At 60.9% G+C, this 22579-nt stretch carries 31 protein-coding genes, 1 tRNA gene and 1 pseudogene; 18 read left to right on the top strand and 15 right to left on the bottom strand.

Annotated features, from left to right (window positions below; translation table 11 throughout):
- Window positions 1-45 precede the first annotated feature (45 nt).
- Window positions 46-354, bottom strand: a complete 309-nt coding sequence (locus OIU37_RS13820; RefSeq protein WP_180693580.1) for a hypothetical protein — start codon at window positions 352-354, stop codon at window positions 46-48.
- Window positions 355-533: 179 nt separating this feature from the next.
- Between OIU37_RS13820 and dinB the strand changes: the two genes are divergently transcribed.
- Window positions 534-1622, top strand: a complete 1089-nt coding sequence (gene dinB / locus OIU37_RS13815) for a DNA polymerase IV (protein ID WP_264257743.1) — start codon at window positions 534-536, stop codon at window positions 1620-1622.
- A gap of 138 nt (window positions 1623-1760) precedes the next feature.
- Here dinB and OIU37_RS13810 read toward each other — a convergent pair whose 3' ends face one another.
- Window positions 1761-2096 (bottom strand): DUF982 domain-containing protein, encoded by a 336-nt coding sequence (locus OIU37_RS13810; RefSeq protein ID WP_171601339.1) that lies wholly within the window; start codon window positions 2094-2096, stop codon window positions 1761-1763.
- Window positions 2097-2345: 249 nt separating this feature from the next.
- Between OIU37_RS13810 and OIU37_RS13805 the strand changes: the two genes are divergently transcribed.
- The 5 genes from OIU37_RS13805 (at window position 2346) to OIU37_RS13785 (ending at window position 5885) form a co-directional block, all read left to right on the top strand.
- Complete coding sequence (locus tag OIU37_RS13805; RefSeq protein ID WP_180693578.1) at window positions 2346-2648, top strand: hypothetical protein; 303 nt, start codon at window positions 2346-2348, stop codon at window positions 2646-2648.
- A gap of 16 nt (window positions 2649-2664) precedes the next feature.
- Window positions 2665-3801: a sialidase family protein gene (locus tag OIU37_RS13800; protein ID WP_180693577.1), complete on the top strand. Its 1137-nt coding sequence runs from the start codon at window positions 2665-2667 to the stop codon at window positions 3799-3801.
- Between the two features lie 101 nt (window positions 3802-3902).
- Window positions 3903-4466 (top strand): nutrient deprivation-induced protein, encoded by a 564-nt coding sequence (locus OIU37_RS13795; protein ID WP_180693576.1) that lies wholly within the window; start codon window positions 3903-3905, stop codon window positions 4464-4466.
- Window positions 4459-4875 (top strand): phage holin family protein, encoded by a 417-nt coding sequence (locus OIU37_RS13790; RefSeq protein WP_180693575.1) that lies wholly within the window; start codon window positions 4459-4461, stop codon window positions 4873-4875. Before OIU37_RS13795 ends, OIU37_RS13790 begins: the two co-directional genes overlap by 8 nt.
- Window positions 4875-5885 (top strand): DUF3618 domain-containing protein, encoded by a 1011-nt coding sequence (locus tag OIU37_RS13785; protein WP_180693574.1) that lies wholly within the window; start codon window positions 4875-4877, stop codon window positions 5883-5885. Before OIU37_RS13790 ends, OIU37_RS13785 begins: the two co-directional genes overlap by 1 nt.
- A gap of 150 nt (window positions 5886-6035) precedes the next feature.
- Here the strand turns inward: OIU37_RS13785 and OIU37_RS13780 are convergent, their stop codons facing one another.
- Entirely contained in the window at window positions 6036-6443 is a 408-nt protein-coding gene (locus tag OIU37_RS13780; protein WP_180693573.1) for a hypothetical protein, read from the bottom strand.
- Between the two features lie 261 nt (window positions 6444-6704).
- On the opposite strand from OIU37_RS13780, the gene OIU37_RS13775 reads away from it, so the two are divergent.
- Window positions 6705-6781, top strand: a tRNA-Pro gene (locus OIU37_RS13775).
- A 452-nt stretch (window positions 6782-7233) separates the two neighbouring features.
- On the opposite strand, the gene OIU37_RS13770 is transcribed toward OIU37_RS13775, so the two are convergent.
- The 4 genes from OIU37_RS13770 to OIU37_RS13755 all read right to left on the bottom strand — a co-directional run bounded on the left by OIU37_RS13770 (window position 7234) and on the right by OIU37_RS13755 (window position 10507).
- A complete protein-coding gene (locus OIU37_RS13770) occupies window positions 7234-8355 on the bottom strand; it encodes a GSU2403 family nucleotidyltransferase fold protein (RefSeq protein ID WP_180694244.1) in 1122 nt (373 codons plus the stop codon).
- Window positions 8356-8550: 195 nt separating this feature from the next.
- Complete coding sequence (locus OIU37_RS13765) at window positions 8551-9159, bottom strand: hypothetical protein (protein ID WP_180693572.1); 609 nt, start codon at window positions 9157-9159, stop codon at window positions 8551-8553.
- A gap of 130 nt (window positions 9160-9289) precedes the next feature.
- The gene (locus tag OIU37_RS13760) at window positions 9290-10309 is read right to left on the bottom strand and encodes a LuxR family transcriptional regulator (RefSeq protein ID WP_171601332.1); all 1020 of its coding nucleotides are present in this window, start codon (window positions 10307-10309) and stop codon (window positions 9290-9292) included.
- A 9-nt stretch (window positions 10310-10318) separates the two neighbouring features.
- On the bottom strand, window positions 10319-10507 hold the full coding sequence (locus tag OIU37_RS13755; protein WP_171601331.1) for a hypothetical protein: 189 nt from the start codon (window positions 10505-10507) through the stop codon (window positions 10319-10321).
- A 182-nt stretch (window positions 10508-10689) separates the two neighbouring features.
- Here OIU37_RS13755 and OIU37_RS13750 point away from each other — a divergent pair, with 182 nt between their 5' ends.
- A complete protein-coding gene (locus OIU37_RS13750; RefSeq protein ID WP_003557262.1) occupies window positions 10690-10929 on the top strand; it encodes a DUF982 domain-containing protein in 240 nt (79 codons plus the stop codon).
- A 27-nt stretch (window positions 10930-10956) separates the two neighbouring features.
- On the opposite strand, the gene OIU37_RS13745 is transcribed toward OIU37_RS13750, so the two are convergent.
- The 4 genes from OIU37_RS13745 to OIU37_RS13730 form a co-directional block, all read right to left on the bottom strand.
- A complete protein-coding gene (locus tag OIU37_RS13745) occupies window positions 10957-11181 on the bottom strand; it encodes a hypothetical protein (RefSeq protein ID WP_264257742.1) in 225 nt (74 codons plus the stop codon).
- Window positions 11178-11417: a hypothetical protein gene (locus OIU37_RS13740; RefSeq protein WP_264257741.1), complete on the bottom strand. Its 240-nt coding sequence runs from the start codon at window positions 11415-11417 to the stop codon at window positions 11178-11180. The genes OIU37_RS13745 and OIU37_RS13740 overlap by 4 nt, the downstream gene beginning before the upstream one ends.
- Window positions 11418-11428: 11 nt before the next feature.
- Window positions 11429-11692 carry a hypothetical protein gene (locus OIU37_RS13735; RefSeq protein ID WP_168315584.1) on the bottom strand — a complete coding sequence of 88 codons (264 nt, stop codon included), beginning with the start codon at window positions 11690-11692 and terminating at the stop codon, window positions 11429-11431.
- A gap of 868 nt (window positions 11693-12560) precedes the next feature.
- Window positions 12561-13208 (bottom strand): S24 family peptidase, encoded by a 648-nt coding sequence (locus OIU37_RS13730; protein ID WP_003546093.1) that lies wholly within the window; start codon window positions 13206-13208, stop codon window positions 12561-12563.
- A 143-nt stretch (window positions 13209-13351) separates the two neighbouring features.
- On the opposite strand from OIU37_RS13730, the gene OIU37_RS13725 reads away from it, so the two are divergent.
- The 8 genes and pseudogenes from OIU37_RS13725 (at window position 13352) to OIU37_RS13690 (ending at window position 16140) form a co-directional block, all read left to right on the top strand.
- Window positions 13352-13543, top strand: a complete 192-nt coding sequence (locus OIU37_RS13725; protein ID WP_094086523.1) for a hypothetical protein — start codon at window positions 13352-13354, stop codon at window positions 13541-13543.
- Window positions 13540-13734: a hypothetical protein gene (locus OIU37_RS13720; RefSeq protein ID WP_264257740.1), complete on the top strand. Its 195-nt coding sequence runs from the start codon at window positions 13540-13542 to the stop codon at window positions 13732-13734. The genes OIU37_RS13725 and OIU37_RS13720 overlap by 4 nt, the downstream gene beginning before the upstream one ends.
- A gap of 248 nt (window positions 13735-13982) precedes the next feature.
- Window positions 13983-14262 (top strand): annotated as a pseudogene (locus OIU37_RS13715) (sigma-70 family RNA polymerase sigma factor).
- 51 nt (window positions 14263-14313) lie between these two features.
- On the top strand, window positions 14314-14679 hold the full coding sequence (locus OIU37_RS13710; RefSeq protein ID WP_131645800.1) for a hypothetical protein: 366 nt from the start codon (window positions 14314-14316) through the stop codon (window positions 14677-14679).
- Window positions 14645-15043 (top strand): hypothetical protein, encoded by a 399-nt coding sequence (locus OIU37_RS13705; protein ID WP_264258485.1) that lies wholly within the window; start codon window positions 14645-14647, stop codon window positions 15041-15043. The genes OIU37_RS13710 and OIU37_RS13705 overlap by 35 nt, the downstream gene beginning before the upstream one ends.
- Window positions 15040-15339, top strand: coding sequence for a GcrA family cell cycle regulator (locus tag OIU37_RS13700; protein WP_264257739.1), 300 nt, complete (start codon window positions 15040-15042; stop codon window positions 15337-15339). Before OIU37_RS13705 ends, OIU37_RS13700 begins: the two co-directional genes overlap by 4 nt.
- Window positions 15336-15533 (top strand): helix-turn-helix transcriptional regulator, encoded by a 198-nt coding sequence (locus tag OIU37_RS13695; RefSeq protein WP_171601324.1) that lies wholly within the window; start codon window positions 15336-15338, stop codon window positions 15531-15533. The genes OIU37_RS13700 and OIU37_RS13695 overlap by 4 nt, the downstream gene beginning before the upstream one ends.
- 13 nt (window positions 15534-15546) lie before the next feature.
- Window positions 15547-16140 carry a hypothetical protein gene (locus OIU37_RS13690; RefSeq protein WP_264257738.1) on the top strand — a complete coding sequence of 198 codons (594 nt, stop codon included), beginning with the start codon at window positions 15547-15549 and terminating at the stop codon, window positions 16138-16140.
- Between the two features lie 212 nt (window positions 16141-16352).
- On the opposite strand, the gene OIU37_RS13685 is transcribed toward OIU37_RS13690, so the two are convergent.
- Window positions 16353-16589 carry a hypothetical protein gene (locus OIU37_RS13685; RefSeq protein ID WP_264258484.1) on the bottom strand — a complete coding sequence of 79 codons (237 nt, stop codon included), beginning with the start codon at window positions 16587-16589 and terminating at the stop codon, window positions 16353-16355.
- Between the two features lie 290 nt (window positions 16590-16879).
- On the opposite strand from OIU37_RS13685, the gene OIU37_RS13680 reads away from it, so the two are divergent.
- Entirely contained in the window at window positions 16880-17401 is a 522-nt protein-coding gene (locus OIU37_RS13680; protein ID WP_264257737.1) for a hypothetical protein, read from the top strand.
- A gap of 146 nt (window positions 17402-17547) precedes the next feature.
- On the opposite strand, the gene OIU37_RS13675 is transcribed toward OIU37_RS13680, so the two are convergent.
- Entirely contained in the window at window positions 17548-18369 is an 822-nt protein-coding gene (locus OIU37_RS13675) for a phosphotransferase (protein ID WP_180694242.1), read from the bottom strand.
- A gap of 316 nt (window positions 18370-18685) precedes the next feature.
- Between OIU37_RS13675 and OIU37_RS13670 the strand changes: the two genes are divergently transcribed.
- Window positions 18686-20260, top strand: coding sequence for a carboxylesterase/lipase family protein (locus tag OIU37_RS13670; protein ID WP_264257736.1), 1575 nt, complete (start codon window positions 18686-18688; stop codon window positions 20258-20260).
- A gap of 143 nt (window positions 20261-20403) precedes the next feature.
- Here the strand turns inward: OIU37_RS13670 and OIU37_RS13665 are convergent, their stop codons facing one another.
- Window positions 20404-21168: a slipin family protein gene (locus tag OIU37_RS13665; RefSeq protein ID WP_264257735.1), complete on the bottom strand. Its 765-nt coding sequence runs from the start codon at window positions 21166-21168 to the stop codon at window positions 20404-20406.
- Window positions 21169-21195: 27 nt separating this feature from the next.
- The gene (locus OIU37_RS13660; RefSeq protein ID WP_171601318.1) at window positions 21196-22542 is read right to left on the bottom strand and encodes a nodulation protein NfeD; all 1347 of its coding nucleotides are present in this window, start codon (window positions 22540-22542) and stop codon (window positions 21196-21198) included.
- Between the last annotated feature and the right edge of the window lie 37 nt (window positions 22543-22579).

The raw sequence follows: 22579 nt of genomic DNA, 5'->3' as shown, positions 1-22579 counted from the left end.
TTGAAATTGCGCTTGCGCGGTATTTTGAGAGATTATCTACCGCGCTCAGCGGCTCGATATGCGCAGCGCGCCGGCATCTCCGAGACTGCGCTGGACGGCGGCGATTTGGGTGGATGCGATATCCGCCGAGACCTCGATCTCGCCTTCGAGCGGCGCATCGCGTCGGGCGCCGTCGTCATGAGAGACATCCCCGCCTGATGGCGCTGAACCCGCGCTGTTCCGGTCGCTTGCCGACTGGATAAAGATGTCGGGCCTCGAAATTCCATGCTGCTGAACCAGATGTTCGACCGCGAGATCAGCGGCTTCGCGTGTTTCGAACGTGGCTCGGATGGTGGTCGTGCTGTCGTCCGCCATTGGCTGCCTCCTGATATTGATTCCACAGGATGAGAACGCCTTGGGCGGCTGGTAGTTTCGACGGCAGGTCCGAGCTGCCCATTGGAATTGTTGATATCGCGTCCCAAGCCTGCTATGTTCTGTTTTTGTTTCGGCGCGCAATTTCAGATGCCGATCCCATCGCGATCGCTGAAACCGCCATGAACGAGATAAGCTCACCCCCCGTCCGCAAAATCGTCCATGTCGACATGGATGCTTTTTACGCGTCGGTCGAGCAGCGCGATAATTCCGACTTGCGCGGAAAACCGATTGCCGTCGGCGGGTCGGCCGCCCGGGGTGTCGTGGCGGCGGCGAGCTATGAGGCCCGTAAATTCGGTGTACACTCGGCAATGCCGTCGGTAACTGCCAAGCGCAAATGTCCTGACCTGATCTTCGTGCCGCCGCGCTTTGCCGTCTACAAGGCGGTGTCGCAGCAGATCCGTGAGATCTTTGCCGAATACACGCCGCTGGTCGAGCCGCTGTCGCTCGACGAGGCCTATCTCGATGTGACGCAAAATCTGAAAGGCATGACGATCGCCACCGAGGTCGCTCTGGAGATCCGCGCCAAGATCAAGCAGGTCACCGGCCTCAACGCGTCGGCCGGGATTTCCTACAACAAATTTCTTGCCAAGATGGCGAGCGACCTCAACAAGCCGAACGGCCAAGCTGTCATCACGCCGAAGAACGGACCGGCCTTCGTCGAGCAGCTTCCCGTCCGGAAATTCCATGGCGTCGGACCGGCAACCACTGAGAAGATGCATCAACTCGGGATCGAAACAGGCGCCGATCTCAAGGAGAAGACACTCGAGTTCCTCGTGGAGCATTTCGGCAAGTCAGGCCCCTATTTTTACGGCATCGCCCGCGGGATCGACGAGCGCCAGGTCAAGCCCGACCGGGTGCGCAAATCCGTCGGCGCGGAAGATACTTTCTCACAGGACCTCCACGCTTTCGAGCCTGCTCGCGAAGGGCTCCAGCCGCTGATCGAAAAGGTGTGGGCTTACTGCGAGGCCAACGGGATCGCCGCCAAGACAGTGACGCTCAAGGTGAAATATGCCGACTTCAGCCAGATCACTCGCAGCAAGACGGTTCCGGCACCCCTGCCGGCAATCGCGGACCTCGAGGAACTGGTCAACCTGCTGCTCGCACCGATCTTTCCGCCGCGAAAGGGCATACGATTGCTCGGCGTCGCCCTCTCTTCGCTGGAAGGACGAGCGCCGGCCGTGGCGCCGCAGCTGCGGCTGGCTTTTTAGACCGCCAGCATCAGCTGGGCGAAAGCGGCGTGACGCTTGTTGATGCGCTTTCGGGTTCGCCTGGATTGCCGTCATGTGAATCCGAACGCCTCATCGGATTCCCCGCTGACATGCTGAGGTTTGCTCGCTCTCCTCGCGTCATTGCGCCTGGCGTCTTTGATATCGGTCTTCAACGTGACGCGCCGGCCTCAGCGGATGCGCGGCGGGCTTGGTCTTCCAGGGGGCCAGGACCGTTGGCATACCGGCTTCGAGGCAGGCTGCGATAAAAGCCTCCCGCGCGATCATGCTCGGTATGATGCCGTTGAGGGCGCCACGACACGTCTTCACTGCTCGATCATGGCGTTCGCCATGACGCAGCGGCCACTCGTTCTCGAGAAAATCCAGGGCGTCGTAGACGCTTGTGAAGGTGCGCTCCAAACCGCACTGCAACCGGAGTCTCACCGGCCGAACCCATGGGACATCGTTCAGCGGCATTTTTTCCTCCTTTCTTGCCACCAATGATCCTGATCGAAATGATATTGTGGGTGACAGCGCTCCGTTCAAGAGCCGTCAGGACCAGCCCAATTTTTGATCATCCGATGACGCAACCTTGCGTCTCCGGCTGCCGCAGGCGCCCGCTGCACATCCTTGAACGGCCAGGTGTTCCATGGGATCGCATCCGATGTCGAGCTGGGCCGGAACCTCGACGGGCCTCCGAAGTTTGCGGGACGAGGAGAATTCCAAATGCATCTGATACAGTTGTTTATTCCAGCAGCGCCGCAAGCGGCGATCGACATCGAAGACATTATAGCGATGATTCAGCGCGAGATGACGGAGCGCCATGGCGGGGCGACTTCATACCTCAATTCCCCGGCAAAGGGGTTTTGGTCCACTAGCGAGGGCACTGAAGAAGATACGGTCATCGTGATCGAAGTGATGGTGAACAGTCTCGATCGGGCCTGGTGGCGCCAATACCGGCGCAAACTCGAACAGCTGCTCGGGCAGGAAGAATTGCTTGTGCGGGCGCTTCCAGTCGAAACGCTCTGACCGTCTGGAAGCCTCCATGGACACGCAGTTCCGCAATCTTGAAATCTATCGCAGACGCGGCGAGTTCGCAGCCTGGCCGGCAAATTATGGTCTCTGGTCGTGGGGTGACGAAATGGTCGTCGTCTTCGCGCGCGGCAAACTCGGAGCGAAGGGGGAGTTGCACGAATTGGATCATGATTACCCATTCGTACCCTGGCAGGCACGCAGCCTGGACGGCGGACTGACATGGATGGACGAGCCGTTCCGCGGCCACGTGCCGGGCGGGCTCTCGCTTTCGGCCGACGAGCATTTGAACGCCGACCTCAAGGTCCGCCCCCGTCTGTCGGTCCGCGAAGACCTTTGCTCGATTGGCGATCCCATAGACTTCCTCGACGCCGAGACGATCGTCATGTGCGCCAGAACCGATGTGCGGAGCGATGCCGTCAGCTGGTTCTATGTCAGCCGGGATCGGTGCCTGACATGGCAGGGTCCGTTCCGGTTCGCCGGTTTGCACCTTCCGATCTCGGCGCGCACCGATATCGTTCCTCTCGGAAGGGACGATGCGCTCTTCATGCTCAGCACGTCCAAAGAGGACGGCGCGGAAGGAAGAGTATTCTGCGCGCGCACCGTGGATGGCGGGCGCAGCTTCGTCCTGCAAGGCTTTGTCGATCCGGAACCTGAGGGCTATTCGATCATGCCGGCATCGACGGCACTTTCCGGTGGCGCCATCCTGACGCTGACGCGCTGCATGGGCAGAGGCGGTGGCAAGGGGTGGATAGAGGCCTTCACCTCCCATGACCAAGGGAGGACCTGGACGAAGGAAGGCTGCATCGTCGACGACACGGGCAGCAATGGCAATCCGCCGGCGCTCGGGCGGATCGAAGGCATGCTGCTGCTCGTCTACGGCCATCGTGATCCGCCATTTGGGATCAGGATGCGCATGAGTTTCGATGACGGCCGGACATGGGGCGCCGAGAAGATCATCCGGAGCGACGGCGGCACGGCTGATCTCGGCTATCCGAGACTCGTAAAACGCGGCGATGGATCCCTGCTCGCCGTCTACTACTTCAACGACGGCGACCGGGAGGAGCGTTACATAGCCGCGTCTATTGTCACGCCCGCCAAAGGTCAGGAAAGGCTAGGACGGTGCTGCTTCGGGCAGTCGCTGTTCTGAGCCATAGTGAAGGCGAACGTCCCACAGAGCGTCCTGGAACAAAGCGGGCCATCCGTGGTTTGGGGCTTAGGCAGTTGCCGGCACGAATTGGGAGGTTCGAAATGCAAAACGATTTCACAGATCCCGCAGGGCGGAGCGCGTCCGCCCAGACCCCGTCCTCATCCCCAGCTTCCGGTTCTTCGCCGGGAACGCACACGTCCATTTCCGATCTGGAAGCGAAGGTGAGCGCGGATGTTTCCGCCGCCAAGGAAACGATCAGGGACGGTGCCGACACCGCCGTCGAGAAAGCCAAGGAAGTCATTTCCGAACGCACCAGCTTTGCCGCTCGTCAGGTCGGCGGTGTTGCAATGGCGCTCGAGAAGGCTGGCGCCGAAATGGAAAGCTCCGGTCAGGCGGAAGTCGGACGATACGCCAAGCAGATCGGGCGGAGCGTGCAGACTGTTGCTCGGCGGATGGAAGGCAAGGACATCGGGGAAATCGCCACCATGACCGAGGATTTCGGGCGCAAACAGCCGCTCGCCTTTCTCGGCATCGCCGCACTTGCAGGCCTGGCCGCAAGCCGCTTCCTCACAGCGTCGGCGAAAAGGCAAACAACTGCCGCGTCGCGCGAACCATCAATCGGTCGCTCTGGCCCAGCAACGACCGGAGGTGAGAACAATGGCTAAATCTTCAGAGAACACACCCCTCTCCGAACTCGTCAGCGGCCTCGTTGGTGATGTGACGGGCCTGCTCCGCAAGGAAATCGATCTTGCCAAGACGGAGGCTTCGGAAAAACTTTCGCAGGCGCTCAGCGGCGTCGAGATTCTCCTCTTCGGATTGGTCCTGGCAATCGGGGCGGTCGGCGTCCTGCTGAGCGCCCTTGTCGGCGGTCTCGCGGCCTTCCTCGTGAAACAGGGTTTTACCGAAACCACTGCCAGCGCGCTCGCCTCGCTGATCGTCGGCATCATCATTGCCGGCATCGCGTGGGCAATGGTCTCCCGGGGCCTTGCCGCACTTCGCGGCAACAACTTGACACTGGATCGAACTGCGACCTCGCTTCGCCGCGACGTTGATGTTGTGAAGGACAAAATCTGATGGCAAACTCAATGGAGAAAACATCGGCCGAGCTTCAGCGGGAGATCGACCAGGACCGCCGCCGGATCGGCGACCGGATTGACGCTATCCAGGAACGGATGTCGCCAGGCCAGCTGGTCGATGAGGTGATTGCCTACGCCAAGGGAAGCGGCGGCGGAGAATATGTCAGCAATCTTGGCCACGCCCTCAAGGCGAACCCTCTGCCGGTCGCGCTGATGGGCGTGAGCCTGGCCTGGCTGATGGCAAAAGGCAGCCCGTCATCAGGCGACACGGCGACGTGGAGGGAAGATCCTGAATATCCGCTTTATCCGGCGACGGGCATGGTCCGCAGGATTGGTCCGCCGGCAATGGAAAACGGAGCGCGTTACAGCCACTTTGCCGACGAATCCGGCAAGAGGTTGAAAGCCTTGACTGACGAAACAGGGGGGCGTGCCGGCCATTTCATGGACGAGGCAGGCAAGACCTATCGCGGCTTCGCCGACGCTAGCGGAAAACAGCTCAGTCAGATCACCGACGAGACTGGTGCAATGCTCGACGCGGCAACCGGCTGGGCGGCGGAGAAATGGGAGCAGGCGAAAAACGCCGCGAGCGACCTGACCGCCCGTGCGTCTGGCGCGGCGAGCTCGCTTTCCAGCCGATCCTCCTCGGCGGCAACCAGTCTTCAGGAGCAAACGAGCAAGCTCAATGAGGCGATTCTCATCCATTTCCGCGACCAGCCGCTGGTTGGCGGGGCTTTGGCTTTCGCGGTCGGAGCGGCGATCGGCGCGGCGCTGCCCCACACCGACACTGAGGATGAATGGGTCGGGGAAGCCGCAGATAGCGCGAAAGACACTCTCAGCCATCAGGCGGAGAACGTCGTCACGCAGGGTAAAGAGGTAGCGTCGGAGATCTATCAAAAGGCCGTGGATGCTGCGTCCGATGCTCATGATGCCGTCAAGGAACGCGTGGTGGATGAAGCCGAGACTTTCATAAATCGCAAGGACAGCTTAGGCGGAACCGATCGGCGGTAAAGGATCCAAACCGATCGCTTCCGGGCCAAAAGAGGCGCAGGGCCAGACCCAGTCGGCTTCGATGAAATGAATGAACCGGCGCGGTGACCTGCCAAAACAAAAACAGGCGGCATCCGGGCCGCCTGTTCAGCATGTCGGACAAACCGTCCGTTACTTCTGTTCGGGCGCCAAAAACTCTGCGCAATAGGACGGGCCGTTGACGCCGGGGATGTCGGCGACGGTGCGGATGTCGCGGATGGTGTAATCGGAGCTGGTGGTGATTTCGGCCTGGCAGCGCAGATAGGCGGTGCGGGCGGACGCGATCTGCTTGCCGCGCTTGCCGTCGGCGCCTTCGGCATACTTCGCCGGAATGCGCACGGTCTTGTAGCCGCCGCGCCAGGTATAGACAGTGCTCGAGCCTTGCTCGCTGTCGCTGATCGGCGGCCCGTAGGCGGCAAAGAAGATGCCGGCCGATTTGCCGACCCAGCGGGCCTCGATCGGATTGCCGGCGGAAGGTATGGTCGTGCATCCGGCAAGCGCAATGGCAAGCCCGGCCGCGGTCATGGTGCGGAAATTCATCGTGTCGTCCTGATCTCTAGCGCATTGGCTGGCAAGCCCGCCTCGTGAGCGTTTTCGCCTGTCCCGTCTGCCCTTTAGCGCGGAACCCGGCAAAAGAAAATTGCTCTCAAGAGACTTCCGTTCGATTTGCGGCAGGTGTGGCTTTTTGCTGCAGCAGCCCACGCCCGAACGTGTCACAACCCCGTCAAAATTTCCGCCGGCTTTTTGGAATTTGGTGCTTGTGCAACCAGATAGGCTGTTCTATAGAAGCGCCGCTGGTCACGGAGTGTAGCGCAGTCTGGTAGCGCACCACGTTCGGGACGTGGGGGTCGAGTGTTCGAATCACTCCACTCCGACCAGCTAGAAACCCCGCTCCGGCGGGGTTTTTCGTTTCTGGCGCTGCTATGCCGATTTTGCACGGCAATGACTACGGCAACGATTGATCATCTCTAGTGCATAAACTCCGCCCAGGTCCGCGCCGGTCGGGTAGGGGCCATCGAATGGAACCAACCCCGGCCAGGGCCGTTGTACGCGAGGGAGTCCCACCATGAGCAACGCCGGTCAGGCGCAAACGAGATGGTGATGGTCCTCCCAGGAGAACGCACATGGATCTCACAACCCTTCTCATCATCGTTGTAATACTTCTTTTGCTGGGCGGCGGCGGCTGGTACGGCAGGGGACGCTGGTATTAAACGACGGTCGACGTGGCACGCATCACTGGGTTGACGAGCGCTCCGGCTAACTGAGCGCGGCGGGGCGGGGCCATTGGCATTGGCTGCCAGTTCAGGCTGCCGTCCTCTCAGTGTCTTCATCATGAAGTTCCCTCGACTCCGTCGTGGTCCGTTTGAACCCCGTAACGGACGGCGTCTTCGCCATTTTCCACCATGCCTTCGGCGAGAACGGACATGAGCTGTATACGGCGGTCCGGTCGCATGAATGAGAGTCCGCGCCCTATTGCGTCACGCCACGACTGCCCGCGTTCCCACGCCTCGCAATAGGCCAGCGCAATATCGGAATGGCGGCGTGTCGCGCCCATTGCTTCGAAAAGATGGGAGGCCTGTTGCACGTCCTTTTCGCGCTTGAGCACGCCATTGTCGTCGTTCTGGCGCCGCGAGGCGACGATTAGCTTGTGAACTGCGTAGCGCTCCGGAGCAGGAACATTGACCGTAATGCCGCTCTTGTGAAGGATCACGGTCCTGATTGGGTTGTAGATGAGGTAATCGAGGAATCTCAGCGGTTCTGCGGAAATTCCCCCAAGGGCCGGCATGTCGGCGGGTTTGTGCTGATTGTCGTCGCTGCCCGTATTCGGCGTCAGGAATTCGACCTTGTAGTTCTTCGCATTCACGAACTGGGTCGAGCGTGTGGGATGGTTGAGATGCGGGACCTCTCGGAACGTCGGGTCCAGTTTTTCGAGAACCTCTCGAATGGAAGGGATGCTGTCGTTGACCGCCGCCGAGATCGAATGGAACTGGGCGAAGTCGGCATCGCTCGTCTGCATAAGCGACGCCGGCAGTCGAACGCCGAGAACGCCGGAATAGGTCTGGAATGCCACGGTTCCGACGAGAACCGCGCGCAGACGGAAGAGCCCTGCATTGGCAAGCGCCTCGATGACGTCGCCGGTAAACCTGGGCGGTGCGTTCATGCCGCCTTCTCTCGTAAGAGTGGCCACCATTCGCCGGCGGTTTCGGAGATCATCCTTGATCGCGCCGAAGTCGGTCACTCTTTTCGTAAGCTCCTCGTCATTCTTTGGCCCGACATAAGACCGTTTGACGCCGTCTTGGCCCGGATGATCAAAATACCAGTATTCCTTGCCCTTCACGGGGACGGAGACGAACCGACCCTCCAGCGGGAACTCGGCGACAAAACTTCCGTCCAGCGAACGCTGGCCGAGCTCCGCCAGCATGGTCTGGTACATCAAATCGATCTCGCGGATGGGCACGGATCTCTCCGGTTATAACTTTCCTGCAAAAAGATTATAACATCGAGTTCAACCGCTCGAAAGCCCATCCTTTCGCTCGTTATAATTTTTCTGTAGGAAAGTTATAACCAAGGCGCGGCTGAGTGCGCTTAAGGAAACGCGCCGACGGAATCAAGCGGGGGAATTTTCCAAGGGTGCAGCGGCGGCGGCTTAAGGAAACGCATTCGGCAGATAATTGTCCAGAATATAGAAATGTTCGCCGATTTTTCTGACGCTGACGTACTCGCCCGGACCGGGATCGAGATCCACGCATTCCTTCTTTTCCGAGCATGATGTCTGGACACGCTGTTGCCAGGCCGTGGATTGCTCGCCCCTGGGCAAAGCGACTTCATCACTCTCGTCGTAGACGAGCGTCGAGTAGGTTTTCTCGAGGAACGTATCGTCCCATACGAATGTCCTGAATCGTTGCTCTCCGCCCGGCAGATCGGTTCGTTCGATCTCTGCCAGATACGTTTGCTTGGTCAGCGCAAATCGAAGGCTGTCGGACGTTATGCCGACAGCAGCGAGGATACGGAGCAGGACCAGCAACAGAAGGGGTGCGATTAGGAGAGAGACGAGACGCCGCCAGCGTCGCTGCGCCAGATTGATGCAGAGGGAGCCTGCGACGGCGATCAGCGTCATTACCCATATGATCAGGCTGATCGTCCACCAATCCCATTGGGGATGAAGCCAATATAGCCAATTTTGCGCCAGGAATGGCAACGCCCAGAGGGCATACGTCCAAGTAAACTTATCGCTACGTTTTTCTGGCTCTGGCACGTTTTAGCCACCGGCAAATTTCATTGATTCTCTGATCAACAATAACACGCAAGATAGGCGCCTCAACCGGAGCCAGTCCTGCCGTGTTTCGCGCGAGGTGCCGCGTCATGAGCATTGGTCGCGGTCGATCCTATTGGTTCGGAGCCCCGGCGCTCAACAGCGCCCGGACCAATGCCGCCTGGCTGCGGACGCCGGTTTTGTCGAAGATGCGCTGTAGCTGAGTGCGCAACGTGTTGACACTGACCCCGAGCAGATCGGCGGCGGCTGCGAGGTCATGGCCATCGACGATCAGGCGCGCGAGCCGGGTCTGCGCCGGCGAGAGGCCGAAGACCTCCCGCGCGCTCGCGATCCGGCGCACCAGCGTTTCGGCGTCGTCGAAGGAGACCAGCGCCTTGCCGTCCTCAAGCAGAACCCAGCAGTAGAGCGGAATCCCCGCCGCGTCCTCGCCGAGCGCCACCGCCCAGGCCTGCTTCGGCGCGATGTTCAGCGGTCTCTGGCTCTGCAGCTCGCGGAATGCCAGGCGCACCGCCTCGCGCAGTGCAGGGTCGCGTTCGCGCCGCCGGGCACGCAGGCGGCCGGCGGCGGCGACCAGCCCGGGATGGCCATGCATTCGCTCCCGCGCCAACCGGTTCGTCCAGAGAATCCGCCCATCCGCGTCGACCTCGATCAGCGGGCAGTTCGCCTCCTCGACGCTGCTCTCCATCATCACCATGCAGCCGATCTTCCAGGCGCCGTCGATCCGGTGGAGGATCCGGAGCTGGCGCTTGCGATCCTCGCCGGTGTCGCTGCCGATCTGATCGAAGGTCATCCAGGCCATGTTGCCGTCGACGACGATGTTGACCTTTTCCCAGCGGACGCGCTCCGAAAAGGCGTGTTTCTCCGGGAATCGCTCGACGATCTTCTTGATCCGCGCGGCGATCGGGTCCCAGCCTTCGTCCACGCGGACGCCGAGTGAGGCGAAGTATTCCATCCGCCGGGTCTGCGGTGACTGCACCCAGTGGCTCGCCAGCGCCTCGAAGTCGCGCTGCAGCCAGGCCTCGGTTTCGGCGCGGATCACGGCCATGATCGCCGCCCGGTCAGCCTCGCTGTCGTCCATCGCGCGGTCCCCCACAACGGATCGCAGCATAGCATGATCGCTCTGTCGGAGCATGACGGCACCTCATGCCTTGATGACGCCGGCCAAAAACAGCGTCAGGCCGGCGGTCGCGGCAGTCAGCCCGAGAAGCCGAAGCTTCAGGCGCGGCAGGGTGATCTGATTTCGGTAGTATCGGTCCTCGGCCGCGGCGCCCATCGGCGTCGGGCGGCGGCGGTTTGGCATATGCGCGGCGACGAGACTCTGAAGGTCCATTGTGTTGCCTCCTGGTTCGGGCTTCATCTGCCGCATTCTCGCACGCATCCGAGCCGTGCTCTGTCATGCAGGCGGAGGACATCGGGCTCAGCGCCCGGCTGGCGAACAAAGAATCATCTCAACCGGAACGAGTCCCGCGGTGATTCGTTGAGTCGCGTATTTCCAGCGTGGGGGGATGCATCATGAGCAGGCGACGAAGCTTCAAGCCGGTGAAGATCACCATCAATGGCAAGGTGAGGACGGTCTATAATGTCGTTCAGGCCGGCAACACTTTGCTGAATGACTGGCCCGAGCAGACGCCGGCGGCCAAGGTGGCCGAGCGGCTGGTGCTTGATGTGTTCAATGATGCCGCCGGGCCGGAGCAGGTGCGCCGCGCATTCATTACGGCAGCCAAGGCGAGCGACATCAAGTTCAGCTCCTGACCGGCGGTGTCTGGCAATAACCCTGGCTCACTTCCATGATACTTGCTCCTGGTTTCGCAGATCCCGGGTTTTGAACTGCGTCTCCATCCAGCCGGCCGTAACGATCGCCGCGAGGAAGCCGATGGCGAGGCAGGCGATTGCCTGGGTCCGCCACGAGACGAAGGTGACCGGCGCCGGGACGACCGGCTTTTTCGCGCATTCGCCGGGCGGGCAGGCGCAGCCGGAAAAGGCTCTGATGAGGCAATCGCTCATGCTGCACCGCCTTTCACCGTGTCGATGGCGGCGAGGATCTTCTGGTGAAGCGGGTAGCCGTGATCGGCGCTGCCATCGAAAAAGCGTTCGGCCTCCACCAGCGCCGTCAGCAGATCGGGCGCCCCGGCGGTGACACGGGCCTTGGCGCGGGTCTTTTCGGTTGCCCCGGTCCGCCGGGCGGCAGGAAGGGAAGGGCTCTCGGTCGGTGGCTCTGGTGCGGAACTGGCGGCAGACATCTCCGTTCTCCTCAGGCGTAAAGCTGATCGATATCGGTGATGCCCATGATCTCGCGGGCATAGCGGTAATGCTCCTCGACGCTAGCCGCAGCGCCGCGCAGCCAGGACGGGCCGCGGATCGAATGTTCGGGACGGCGCAGGAAGGCAAAGCCGAGGGCGCCCATGCGCTGGGCTTCGTTGGCCATATAGGCGCGGCAATCGCCCATCGTGCGCGCCGCATTCCAGCGGGCATCCCGCTTGCTCTCCTCGGTCTCGATATTGCGGATGTGCTGCATCGCCTGTCCTCTCGCGCCCCTGATCGGCTTATGAGAGAAAGGTATATATCATACCCGATTGCGTCAACGGTAAAAGGTATAAAAAATACCTCGATGCTTGACGAGGTACGAATCGTAGGTCTATGTCTGGGGCCATTGATTGGGCGACCGGGTGCAACTCCCGAGCTGACGAAGCCCAGCGGCGCGGGAAGCGAAAGTCCTTAAGTGCGCTGTCAGAAAATCAGGACGAGGGTGAAGCGAATGGCCCCTCTGGCACGTGTCCCATCCCGGCTCCGGCCTTCAGGACCTGGCCAATGCTCTCCCGGCTTCATGGGCTTTGCTCATGGGGTAGGGGGAAGCTTTGGCCGGAACCCTCCCTCACCAGCCTTCAGGAACCTTCTCCTCCTAAGCTGAAGAGAGAGGATAGAGAAACTGAAGTTGGAGTACATGATGAAAGCAAAAAGGAGGCCGGCCATGCGCATGAAATCGAAAACCCCAACGAGGTGATCGAGGCTGGATGTCATCACCGAGTTTTTAAGATCCATGGAGGAGAAGCTCCCGAAGGACATGTTCCCCGCAGCCATCCGTTCCATCTCGTGGCGGTGACGAGAGTGGTACGCGAATGGCATCCGGAGCTTCCGCAATTTCTGGTTTCAGAGGATGAATCGTCCCGATACCCCTCGTGATCGCAGCTGGGGATTGGCGCGCTTCGAGCTAATCCTACAGGCCGTACATCTCGCGCGCGGCGCTGTAGGCCAGGAGCAACACCGCTAGTGTGACGATATAGAACCAGATTCGGCCGGCGCGTGAGGAAGGGCGGATCATCCTGTTTTCCCTATTGAAATATGATTGATTGGCGGCATTATTTCCGAGCCTTGCGCTCTCATCCCTACATCTCGATGATCGATCGGCGGACGCGGCCGACGATGGTGACGGCGCCTTGGAATTCCGGCGGCGGCACGTCTTCGTAGGAAGCGGGCTGGAAGGGCGGATCGTCGTTCGGGCGATAGCGCTTGTAGGTTGCTGCACCTGTCTCGTCGGCGACGACATAGAGTGCGTTCGGCGCCAGGCGCTTGTCGCGCAGATTGACGAAAATGATCGAGCCGGGCGGCGAGATCTTGTTCATCGAATTGCCTTCGACCTCGAGCGCGATCCATTCGCCATCGGGCAGATCGAGGGCGGCGACCGTCGGGAATTCCGAAAAATCGGTGATCGGCGCCTGCTCGCTCAGCTGCCCGGCGCTGACCCAGGAGATTTTTGGCACATCGGCGACGGAGGCGGGCAGCTCATCCGGATCGAGCGCATTGCCGGCGCCGAACTGCAGCCAGTTGAGATTGACCTTGAAAGCGCGGGCATACTTCTTCGCGTCGGCAATGCCGAAGCCGTTGCGGCCGGATTCATGCGCCTTGTAGACATTGGCATTCCAGCCGAACCGATCGACGATCGCCTTCGGTCCGGCAAAGCCGGCATTCTTCCTGGCCATGACGAGGCGCTTTGCGCGTTCTTCGCGCTCAAATTGTTCCTGATCTTTCAACATGATATAAAAAATACCCTAAATTAAGGTACATGTCATGCCCTAATGTGCTTGACATTGCGGGTATTAATTGTACCCTAATCGCTATGACAAACACCGACATCATCAACAACGGTCGAGCCTTTTCGGACTGGGGAGACGGCGCCATGAGGTTCACCATCTCAAGCGAAGAGAAGCTCGCCATGGACGTCATGCCGACCGGCGTCGTCATTCACCGGCCGCAAGGCCCAAGGGGAGGGCGCATGTCCGTGATTCCCGTTCGCAACGAGGATATCCCCTTCCTCGCCAAGGCCCTGCAGCAGGTGCTGAACGCCAACCGGGAGGTGGAATCGATATGACCATCGCCACCGCAACAGTCGCCCGCTACACCGGCTGCCCCATCTGCGCAAAGGCGCTGTCGATCGCCGAGGTGATCGAGCGCCACTGCGAGAATTGCAATCGGCCGACGCGCCCGGAAGACATGCGGGAAACGATGATCCCGCCCGGCGCTCTGCCGATCTCCAACCCCGATAGCCCAGCCCCTCCCTGACGGCTATCGGCCGCTGGCGTCGTTGCTCCTCCCTCGGCGACGCCAGCATCTCGGACGCGACTCTGTCGCGCCGAGCGGGCGCGGCTCTGTCGCGCCCACCCAGGCGGCGGCCTGGCAGACGACCGGAGCCCTTGTTTCCAAAGCCGGCTCCGGTCGTCATCCACGAATTTGAAAATGAAGCATATGGCCAGCACCCGCTTCGGCGGGAACGGCGGGCTGCGTTCGAAATCGGAAAGAAGGATCAAGCGATGAGCTTCCAGGTCAACGCCGCCCCGGCGCAGCAAGGTGCCCACATGAACGCGCTCGAACTCTTCCGCACCGGCCAGGACTACATCGAGATCGCCGCCCTCCTTGGGACGTCGGTGCCCTCGGTGGAAATCGAGATCCACCGGCTTCGAAGTGCGGAAAAGGGCGACACCGCCCAGCAGAACCATGCCGGCTCAAAGATCCGGGGATTTCCCCGCCTTCCCGCGAGGCCCGGCGCCCCGGTCAATTTTGCTCGACGGGCGACGGAGGCCGCGGGTTTGAGGCCAACCATTCATGCGGCCGTGGCGGCCGCGAGCGGGAAAGGGACATCGCATGGCTAAGGACATGGTGAGTGAGGAGATCATGGAGATCCTCCGCCCGGTGCTGGGCGAGGAGTTGGCGGCGGCAATCATCGAGCATCGCAAGCGCACGCTGAAGAAGCCGCTGACGGCTTATGCAGCACGGATGCAGGCCAGGGAATATCTGATGACCGGCGATCCGGTCGGCGCCGCCGAGATGCAGATCTTCCGCGGCTGGCAGGCGATCAAATGCGACTGGTACCTCAAGGAGAAGGCGAGGGAGGCCGGGTCGATCAACAGCAGCATGAGAAGGACAGCAGTGGATGCCGCACGAGATTTCCCCTCTGGTGAAGATCATTTCGGGGATGCTTTCTGGCTTCCCGGCATCCGCAGGCACTGATCCCGACATGCAGATCCGCGCCTATCTCGTCGCCGTCGAGGGCCTTCCGGCAGAGGCGGTCTGGCGGGCCGCCAAACGCTTCATCTCCGGAAAGGTGAGGGACCATAACCGCGCCTTTGCCCCGAGCAGTGCCAGCTTTGCCGAGGAGTGCCGGCAGCAGCAGGCGGCGATCGAGGCCGAGCGCCGGCCGCGCCTGGAAGCCGAGCCGGAGGTGCCGCGGCCGAAAGTGCCGGCCTACAAGATGCAGCTGCTGCGCGATGCGGCCAATGGCAGCCAGAACGCCAAGCGGGAGCTCGCCCGCATGTTTCCCGACAACCCGATCATCGCCCGCGCCGCGCGGGACGCACAGGAGGCAGCCAAGTGACCATCACCTTTTGGACGGAAGACAAGATCGTCAAGGCGGAAAAGCTTTGGCGGGAAGGGCTGTCGGCCAGAGAAATCGCCAACCTCTTCGGCTCGAAGAAGAACACCGTCATCAACATGGCGCACCGCAACCGCGACAGGTTCCCCTCGAGGCAGGACACCTGGCATCCGCATCCCAAGGCAGGCCCGCCCATCCAGCCGGTCCGCCACCCCGACCGGGTGACGCGGGTGACCCGGTCTGGCGCGCATGTGACGATGCCGCGCGTGCCCAGCATCGATGGGCCTGTGGAGCCATGAGCCAGGTGACCCCACGCGAAACCGAAGTGATCCGCTGGATGGCGGAGGGCAAGACCGCCTCCGAGATCGGCACCATTCTCGGCATCTCGCCGATCACCGTGAACACCCACATCGCCAACGCCAAGATGAAGCTCGGCGTCTTCAAGGAAACGGCGCTGGTCGCCGCGGCACTCAGAAACGGCATCATTCGATAGAAGGACGATCAGCATGGGCGGCAAAGCCACCAAGGTGAAGACAGGACGGGCAAACAAGGGCGCCGGCCGGCCGCGCAAGGAAAATGTCGAGCGTTTTCCCTGCGGCAAGATCAAGCCCTTCGAAACCGAGAAAGACAATATCAGCGTGGCGATATCAGCCCGCCGCCGCATCCACGGCTTCGGCCGGGCGGTTGATGACGAGACGGTCAGGAGCCCCTTTGCCGGCTACACCCTCGGCCGCATGTTCCTCGACGGCCTGATCACCGCCGAGCAGCGCCAGGCCGGCGACGACTATGCCGAGGCGATCGCCCGCTACCACAAGACCACAGGCATCCCGGCCCCGAGCCCAAGAGCGCAATCGCTGTTCTCAGTCAAAGGCCATGAAGGCGAGGTAACCGAAACTTTCGCCGACCGCGCCCGCAAAGCCAGCAACCGCATGATGGCGCTGCAGGGCATTCTTCTCCGCTGCCCGGACGGACCGCAGGTGAGGAGCATGGTCTATAACGTGACGGTGATGGATTACGACCATCTGCGCCAGATGCCGCCGCAGCAATTGCTGTGGCTGCGGCGGGGGTTGACGGCGTTGCGGGGGGCGAGGAATGGGTGATGATGACGGGCGACGGACGCGAAATTCGCCCATATCCCATCCGCCATCGCTGTACTTGCCGCAGAGCTCACCCCACCCTCCGTCGTCCTCAGGCTTGACCCGCGGATCCACGCCGGCCTCCATAAGCAGCGGCCTGGAGACACGGGCGGGAGCGGGGCGAGGGGCATGCTGCGACATCTGTGATTACAGCCGTCTGCCTTCATAGGAAGGCTTCACGAGGCTGAGAATTTCACCATGACACCGCGCTGCCGAAAGTAGGCCTCCATCCGCTTCCTGCCAGAACGGTTATTCTGCACGAGCCTGGCCGGGTCGAATACGGCCTCTTTTAAACCCGCCCGCGTCAACGCTGCCTTGAGGGCCGCGATATGCACGTCGATGTCGGCGTTGTCCGCGTGGAGCGACTCATAAATGCGGTTTGTTGCATCTGCTACGGTCGGTTCGCTCACGATTACACTCCTGTTGTCGTCTGGCTGGCCTGACCGTATTGGGGTGAAACCTGTTCACGTCAATGGGTGACAATGGATTGGAACATTTCGTCCACTTTCGAAGATGAGCCACCAGAAGCAGCCCTGACGCCGGGTTTGCGGTCGAAACGTCACCGCGACAAAGCGCCAGAAGCGGTCAATGCAGACTTGCTTTTTATCCATGTCGTTCACGGGAGTGAAATGGCAGCAGGCCTATCATCCAATCAGCAATGCAGTAGATATCGCCATGACCCGAAACACTGCCGGTGAAGTTTATGAGTAAGTTTCAGGCTTCGCTCGATCTGTTTTTTGGGTACTCGATTTGTGCGCTGATACTATGCGGCGACCTGATTTCCCCGTTGGCCGATGCACCGATCATGGCACCAGGTGGGTCGAGAGATTTCTGGAACTTGTTCTTCATCGGAAGTTTCGTAGCCGCAGCGATAGTCGCATGGCCATCTGTCACTCCTGCAGTTTGGCCAGAATTTCGCCCGGCGCTGTTCATGGCGACTTGGATGTGTTTGGCGGCGATATCGGCAGGCATTTACGGCACGTGGAAAAGAACCGAAGCGATCGCTGCCTTCCATGCAGACAAGGTCATTCAGCACTCATTTTTCATGTCCCTGCATCAGGTCCCGCGTGATCTCCAATTCTATATTCACGCGGCAGTTTTGAAGAACTGCGTGCCGTATTCGTGGAGCTACACCAGTCTGTCTTTCTATCCGCTGGATTCGGGCGTTGCTGTGAACGTGCTACCGCAGGACTGGATAAAGGAGTGTAAAATCAAGCGTAGCTGACTGTTGTCCTGTCGGTGTCGGTCTTCGAAGGAGAACCGTGCCGATCGAGCCGAAGACCTGCGCCGGATGCAGTTGCTCTCCTGGCCGTGCAGGGGGCTTACGGCGGCGCGAGGGCCGGTTGACGCCGGAGCTTCTCAGCCCGACACTCATCCGCGTGAGCGCTGAATCAGGTCCATCGCATGGTCTTCCATCCAGGCGACCTCAAGCATCCCCTCATCAAGCACACCACGGCTGGCCAATTCCATCTCCCATGCGGACCCCGCTGCAGCAAGATTGCGCATATGTTGCTGCATTTGCCGAACCCGTTCGATTCCGGCCTGCATGATGCCGATCTCCGGCGCTATCCCGTAGGCATCGAGCAACAATTGAAAGCGGCGGGCTTTCTCGCGGACGCCCGTTTGCAAGCCATGCGCCTCGCATTTTTCGTCACGCCAGAACGGCACCCAGCGCCAGGCAACAAAGCCGAGGTCCCAGGCGCGCGGTCCCGGCGCTGCCGCGTCCCAATCGATGAAAGCCACGGGGAGCCCTGCTTGGAAGACCGTATTCCACGGCGTCAAGTCATTGTGGCAGACCGTTTCAACAGGGTGCCGGGCGTCAAGACGCCATTCGCGATCTCTCCATAAGAAGCTGGCTGCGGCATCGTGGTAGGATCGCAGCAATTGTCCCAGGCGCTCGAGGACGTTGTCGCGCCAGACATAATCCGGGAGACGGAGGTCGAAGCGACCGCCTTTGTCGGGAAGGAAACCTTCGCCGTTGCCGACTTCACCTTCGATATAGGTGAGGACTTCCCGTCCCTGGTCATCGAGGCCCAGCGCACGCGGCGACCCATCATATCCCTGGCGCTCGACGTGCCGCAGAAGGTCGAGAACGGCGGGGGACCACGCACGTCCGCCACGCCGCACCGTTTCGCCTATGCGCACGACGTTCGAATCCTTGCCGCCGATAAGTGGAATTTCTGTCTCTTCCATACCCCAGCTTAGGCGCGGGCGAACTGACGGGTCAACGGAGAAGATACCCGCAGAGGCGAGGAGCGTCGAACCGACGTCATCGATGATCGCAGCAAGCAATAGCCGCGAAAGCCCGGACTCCCGCGCTGTCCGGTTCATGCCGAGGGCTGCCTCCGCCCTAGCCTTGCCGGGGTCGAGAGCCACTCGTCTCGACCCGCCCTTCGGACCCGCAAACCGGGCGAGGGGATGTGCCATGCATAGGCCATACCCCTTTTCGTTGCCGCTCCATGGGAGTATTTTCCTCCCAAACTGTCTCAACTTGGCGCTGGAGAGTGCAGTGTTTGTGGACGGCAGTCGCACGTTTCTGCTCTTTTTGGCCGTCGCATCGTGTCAGCTGACGTTGGCGCCACGATTGGGTGCGGCAGACGACACCGTTACGATCGACAGCGGAATGCTGAAGGGTGAGAGGGCGGGCACGGTCGTCAGCTTCAAGGGCATACCCTATGCCGCACCGCCGGTGGGCGATCTGAGATGGCGCAATCCGAGACCAGCGGAGACATGGAGCGGTATCAGGGATGCCCGCGATTTCGGTCCGTCCTGCATGCAGACCGATGACCTGCCGAAGTCAGAGGATTGTTTGACCCTCAATGTCTGGACACCCGCCAAGCGTTCCAGAACACCCCTGCCGGTGATGGTTTGGATTTATGGCGGCGCTCTAGCCCAGGGAAACACCCTTCAATATCCCGGTGACCAGCTGGCGGCCCGGAGAGTTGTGTTCGTCAGCATGAACTACCGTGTCGGCCGATTGGGATACTTTGCCCATCCGGCGCTGATGAAGGAATCCCCTGACGAGCCCATCGGCAATTATGGCTACATGGACCAGCTTGCAGCCTTGAAATGGGTCCAGCAAAATATCGAAGCCTTCGGTGGCGATCCGAAGAAAGTGACGATATTCGGAGAGTCGGCCGGTGGCGGCTCGGTGATGGCGCACATGATATCGCCACTGTCACGCGGGCTTTTCCGCGGCGCCATTCTACAGTCGCCTGGTCTGCCTACAGCGCGTGCTGAGAGCACGCCTTTGTCACCTTTGAAAGAAGCGGAGAAAGCCGCGTTGGACTATGCGGCTTCTCTGGGAATCAATGGCAGCGATGCCGACGCTCTCACCGCCCTTCGGGCGCTGCCTGCGGAAAAGCTGACCGAAGGTGCATCGGCACATGACGTGCTGGCGGGAATGTCGACCGGCAAGCCCGTCATCGGCGTCTCAGGCCCGATCATTGACGGACGGTTTTTGCTCGAAACGCCGGAAGCGGCTCTTGCGGCAGGCCGTCAAGCGACGGTTCCCGTCATCGTCGGGGCCAATAATCGAGATCTCGGTCTCGGTCAGGCCACGACGAAAGACGATCTCTTCGCGCTGTTCGGGAAGCATGCCGCCGAAGCCCGCACCCTCTACGATCCGACCGGCCAACAGACACTCGATGAGCTGAAGCAGCAGGTTCTGGCCGATAAAACGCTTGTCGAACCGTCTCGCCACCTCGCTGACGAGATGATCCGCGCTGGTCAGCCGACGTGGTGGTATCGTTTCTCCTATGTCGCCGAGGCCCTCCGCAACGATCCGGCATGGAAAGGCACTCTGCACGGCTTCGAAATTCCCTATACGCTCAACATTCCAGACGCACTGGTGAAAGACAAGGTTACGCCTGCCGACTGGGCCATGGCCACATTGGCGAGTGCCTACTGGGTCCAATTTGCAACGAGCGGTGACCCCAATGGAGGCTCACGGCCAAAATGGCCTCACCACGACCCCTTCGTCCACAGGGTCATCGACTTCACCAATCACGGCGTGACGTTCGGAGCAGATCCGCTGAAACCCAGGCTCGACCTCTGGCAAAGATATTGGCAGGAAAAGGAGTGACGGGGCCGGTGCCTATCGTTTAGCCCGCCATTCGCAAGACTGCAGTCCCGGCCGTAACAGAAAGGCGCTCGTCCTCCACGTCCTCATGCTTTCAACCGCAGGACCATCGCTCCGTCGGCAAAAACCACGCATTCAAGGCGTCGTCATCGGTCCGGTTTGGGCGGCATCAAATTGCCGAACTCCATCGGAAAAGGAAATATGATCGTCGAGGTCTTTTCGCCGGCGATGACGTTCAATGTACTCAAATAACGAAGTTGCATGGCCTCGGGTTGCCTGGCGAGGATTTCGGCTGCTTCAAGCAGTTTGGCTGCAGCCTGCTGCTCGCCTTCGGCATTGATGATTTTGGCGCGCCGCTCGCGCTCGGCTTCCGCCTGACGGGCAATTGCGCGGATCATCGATTCGTTGATGTCGACATGTTTGATCTCCACATTGGCGACCTTGATGCCCCAGGCATCGGTCTGGGCGTCGAGGATTTCCTGAATGTCGATGTTGAGTTTGTCGCGTTCCGCCAGCAACTCGTCGAGGTCATGCTTGCCGAGCACCGAGCGCAGTGTCGTCTGGGCGAGCTGGCTCGTCGCCATCATGAAGTCCTCGACCTGGATCGTCGACCTCTCGGGATCGACGACCCTGAAATAGATCACCGCGCTGACGCGGACCGAGACATTGTCATGCGAAATGACATCCTGGCCGGGTACGTCGAGCACCCGCGTGCGCAGGTCGACCCGCATCATCTGCTGGACATAGGGGATGAGCAGGATCAAGCCGGGCCCCTTGACACCGGTGAAACGGCCAAGCGTGAAAACCACGCCGCGTTCGTATTCCCGCAGGATCTTGATCGCAGATGCGACGACGACGAGCAGAATAAAGATGATCACAAGATAGAAGGCGAGATCTGCAAACACGCCCATGACTTTTCCTCCTGCATCTGAAGGCCGCTAGGCCTCCTGCGAACTGCGAACCACTTCGAGCGTCAACCCGTCCCGGCCGGTCACTTTCACGCGGTCGCCGGCGGCAAGCGGCTCAGTTGAAACGGCCTTCCAGCGCTCGCCATGGGCGATGACGTAGCCTGAGATGCCCGTCCAGCTGTCGACCTTGCCCGAAATTCCGATCATCTGCTCACTTCCGGTGACGACATCGTGCCGACGCGAGATGAAGGCGAGACGGGCAATGATAAGGCTAAGACCGAGGCAGGCGACGGCGATTGCGCCAAGCACCGGCCAGGAAACCTTAAGCCCGGGTATATCCGTGTCGAACAAGATGGTAGCGCCGAGCACCAGTGCGATGCCGCCGCCGACGCCGAGTGCGCCGAAGGACGGCGAATGGGCCTCGACCACCGTCAGACCCACGCCGAGAACGATCAGCCCCAGGCCCGCAAAACTCACCGGCAGCAAGGCCAGAGCATAGAGACCAAGCAGCAGGCAGATGCCGCCGATCGTTCCCGGCACCAGCGTCCCGGGCGTCAGAAATTCAAAGATCAGGCCGTAGATACCGACCATCATCAAGATCAGCGCGATGTTCGGATCGGTGATCACCGAAAGCAGGCGGGTTCGCCAGTCCGGTTCAAGTTCCTGGACGATGAGACCCGATGTTTCGAGCCGGACATCCATTTGACCGGCCCGCACGACCCGGCCCTGCGCCTGTGCCAGGAGATCGTTTATATCGGCCGCCGTGAAATCTATGACCTTCTCACGCAGAGCCGCGGCGGACGAAAGGCTCGCGGCCTCGCGCACGGCGCGCTCCGCCCAGTCGGCGTTGCGATTGCGCAGTTCCGCCAGCCCGCGGATATAGGCCACCGCATCGTTGATCGCCTTCGCCTCGCCGGCATCGCGCGGCACTTGCCGCTGCTTGCCGGTCGTATCAGGGCTGTCGTTTCGGTCACCATCGGATGGTCGGCCGCCAAGTGCGATCGGCGTCGCCGCACCCAGATTGGTGCCCGGTGCCATTGCTGCGATATGGCTTGCGTAAAGAATATAGGTGCCGGCGCTGGCGGCTCGTGCTCCGCTGGGTGCAACGAAACTCGCGACCGGTATCGACGAGGCAAGGATCGCCCGAATGATGTCGCGCATCGACGTGTCGAGACCGCCGGGCGTATCGATCTGCAGGACGACTAGGCTGGCGCCACGTTCATTGGCCCGTTGAAGGCCGCGTCTTACATAGTCGGCCGTCGCCGGGCCAATCGCCCCGTTCATCTTCAGGACTATAGCGACACGCTCAGCTTCGGATGCGGGCGTCGCCAGGCTCAAAGCCGAGAACAACGTCAGCAAAGCAAGGATTGACGGCATCCACCGCCAAAGCTCCAAACGCCACACAATCGTCCGC

It is taken from the genome of Rhizobium sp. BT-226 (assembly GCF_025847085.2).
GTDB classification, from domain to species: domain Bacteria; phylum Pseudomonadota; class Alphaproteobacteria; order Rhizobiales; family Rhizobiaceae; genus Rhizobium; species Rhizobium sophorae.
This window is presented reverse-complemented; position numbering and strand designations above follow the sequence as displayed.

What these genes read in the sequence shown, in the direction of transcription:
- OIU37_RS13810 (WP_171601339.1), bottom strand. Translation starts at nt 2,096, where the DNA reads ATGCCGCTGAACGATGTCCCATGGGTTCGGCCGGTGAGACTCCGGTTG.
- OIU37_RS13750 (WP_003557262.1), top strand. Translation starts at nt 10,690, where the DNA reads ATGAGCAGGCGACGAAGCTTCAAGCCGGTGAAGATCACCATCAATGGC.
- OIU37_RS13725 (WP_094086523.1), top strand. Translation starts at nt 13,352, where the DNA reads ATGAGGTTCACCATCTCAAGCGAAGAGAAGCTCGCCATGGACGTCATG.
- OIU37_RS13695 (WP_171601324.1), top strand. Translation starts at nt 15,336, where the DNA reads ATGAGCCAGGTGACCCCACGCGAAACCGAAGTGATCCGCTGGATGGCG.
- OIU37_RS13800 (WP_180693577.1), top strand. Translation starts at nt 2,665, where the DNA reads ATGGACACGCAGTTCCGCAATCTTGAAATCTATCGCAGACGCGGCGAG.
- OIU37_RS13785 (WP_180693574.1), top strand. Translation starts at nt 4,875, where the DNA reads ATGGCAAACTCAATGGAGAAAACATCGGCCGAGCTTCAGCGGGAGATC.
- OIU37_RS13705 (WP_264258485.1), top strand. Translation starts at nt 14,645, where the DNA reads ATGCTTTCTGGCTTCCCGGCATCCGCAGGCACTGATCCCGACATGCAG.
- OIU37_RS13780 (WP_180693573.1), bottom strand. Translation starts at nt 6,443, where the DNA reads ATGAATTTCCGCACCATGACCGCGGCCGGGCTTGCCATTGCGCTTGCC.
- OIU37_RS13805 (WP_180693578.1), top strand. Translation starts at nt 2,346, where the DNA reads ATGCATCTGATACAGTTGTTTATTCCAGCAGCGCCGCAAGCGGCGATC.
- dinB (WP_264257743.1), top strand. Translation starts at nt 534, where the DNA reads ATGAACGAGATAAGCTCACCCCCCGTCCGCAAAATCGTCCATGTCGAC.
- OIU37_RS13690 (WP_264257738.1), top strand. Translation starts at nt 15,547, where the DNA reads ATGGGCGGCAAAGCCACCAAGGTGAAGACAGGACGGGCAAACAAGGGC.
- OIU37_RS13675 (WP_180694242.1), bottom strand. Translation starts at nt 18,369, where the DNA reads ATGGAAGAGACAGAAATTCCACTTATCGGCGGCAAGGATTCGAACGTC.
- OIU37_RS13820 (WP_180693580.1), bottom strand. Translation starts at nt 354, where the DNA reads ATGGCGGACGACAGCACGACCACCATCCGAGCCACGTTCGAAACACGC.
- OIU37_RS13740 (WP_264257741.1), bottom strand. Translation starts at nt 11,417, where the DNA reads ATGTCTGCCGCCAGTTCCGCACCAGAGCCACCGACCGAGAGCCCTTCC.
- OIU37_RS13735 (WP_168315584.1), bottom strand. Translation starts at nt 11,692, where the DNA reads ATGCAGCACATCCGCAATATCGAGACCGAGGAGAGCAAGCGGGATGCC.
- OIU37_RS13720 (WP_264257740.1), top strand. Translation starts at nt 13,540, where the DNA reads ATGACCATCGCCACCGCAACAGTCGCCCGCTACACCGGCTGCCCCATC.
- OIU37_RS13790 (WP_180693575.1), top strand. Translation starts at nt 4,459, where the DNA reads ATGGCTAAATCTTCAGAGAACACACCCCTCTCCGAACTCGTCAGCGGC.
- OIU37_RS13745 (WP_264257742.1), bottom strand. Translation starts at nt 11,181, where the DNA reads ATGAGCGATTGCCTCATCAGAGCCTTTTCCGGCTGCGCCTGCCCGCCC.
- OIU37_RS13710 (WP_131645800.1), top strand. Translation starts at nt 14,314, where the DNA reads ATGGCTAAGGACATGGTGAGTGAGGAGATCATGGAGATCCTCCGCCCG.
- OIU37_RS13665 (WP_264257735.1), bottom strand. Translation starts at nt 21,168, where the DNA reads ATGGGCGTGTTTGCAGATCTCGCCTTCTATCTTGTGATCATCTTTATT.
- OIU37_RS13795 (WP_180693576.1), top strand. Translation starts at nt 3,903, where the DNA reads ATGCAAAACGATTTCACAGATCCCGCAGGGCGGAGCGCGTCCGCCCAG.
- OIU37_RS13760 (WP_171601332.1), bottom strand. Translation starts at nt 10,309, where the DNA reads ATGCTCCGACAGAGCGATCATGCTATGCTGCGATCCGTTGTGGGGGAC.
- OIU37_RS13660 (WP_171601318.1), bottom strand. Translation starts at nt 22,542, where the DNA reads ATGCCGTCAATCCTTGCTTTGCTGACGTTGTTCTCGGCTTTGAGCCTG.
- OIU37_RS13730 (WP_003546093.1), bottom strand. Translation starts at nt 13,208, where the DNA reads ATGTTGAAAGATCAGGAACAATTTGAGCGCGAAGAACGCGCAAAGCGC.
- OIU37_RS13755 (WP_171601331.1), bottom strand. Translation starts at nt 10,507, where the DNA reads ATGGACCTTCAGAGTCTCGTCGCCGCGCATATGCCAAACCGCCGCCGC.
- OIU37_RS13680 (WP_264257737.1), top strand. Translation starts at nt 16,880, where the DNA reads ATGAGTAAGTTTCAGGCTTCGCTCGATCTGTTTTTTGGGTACTCGATT.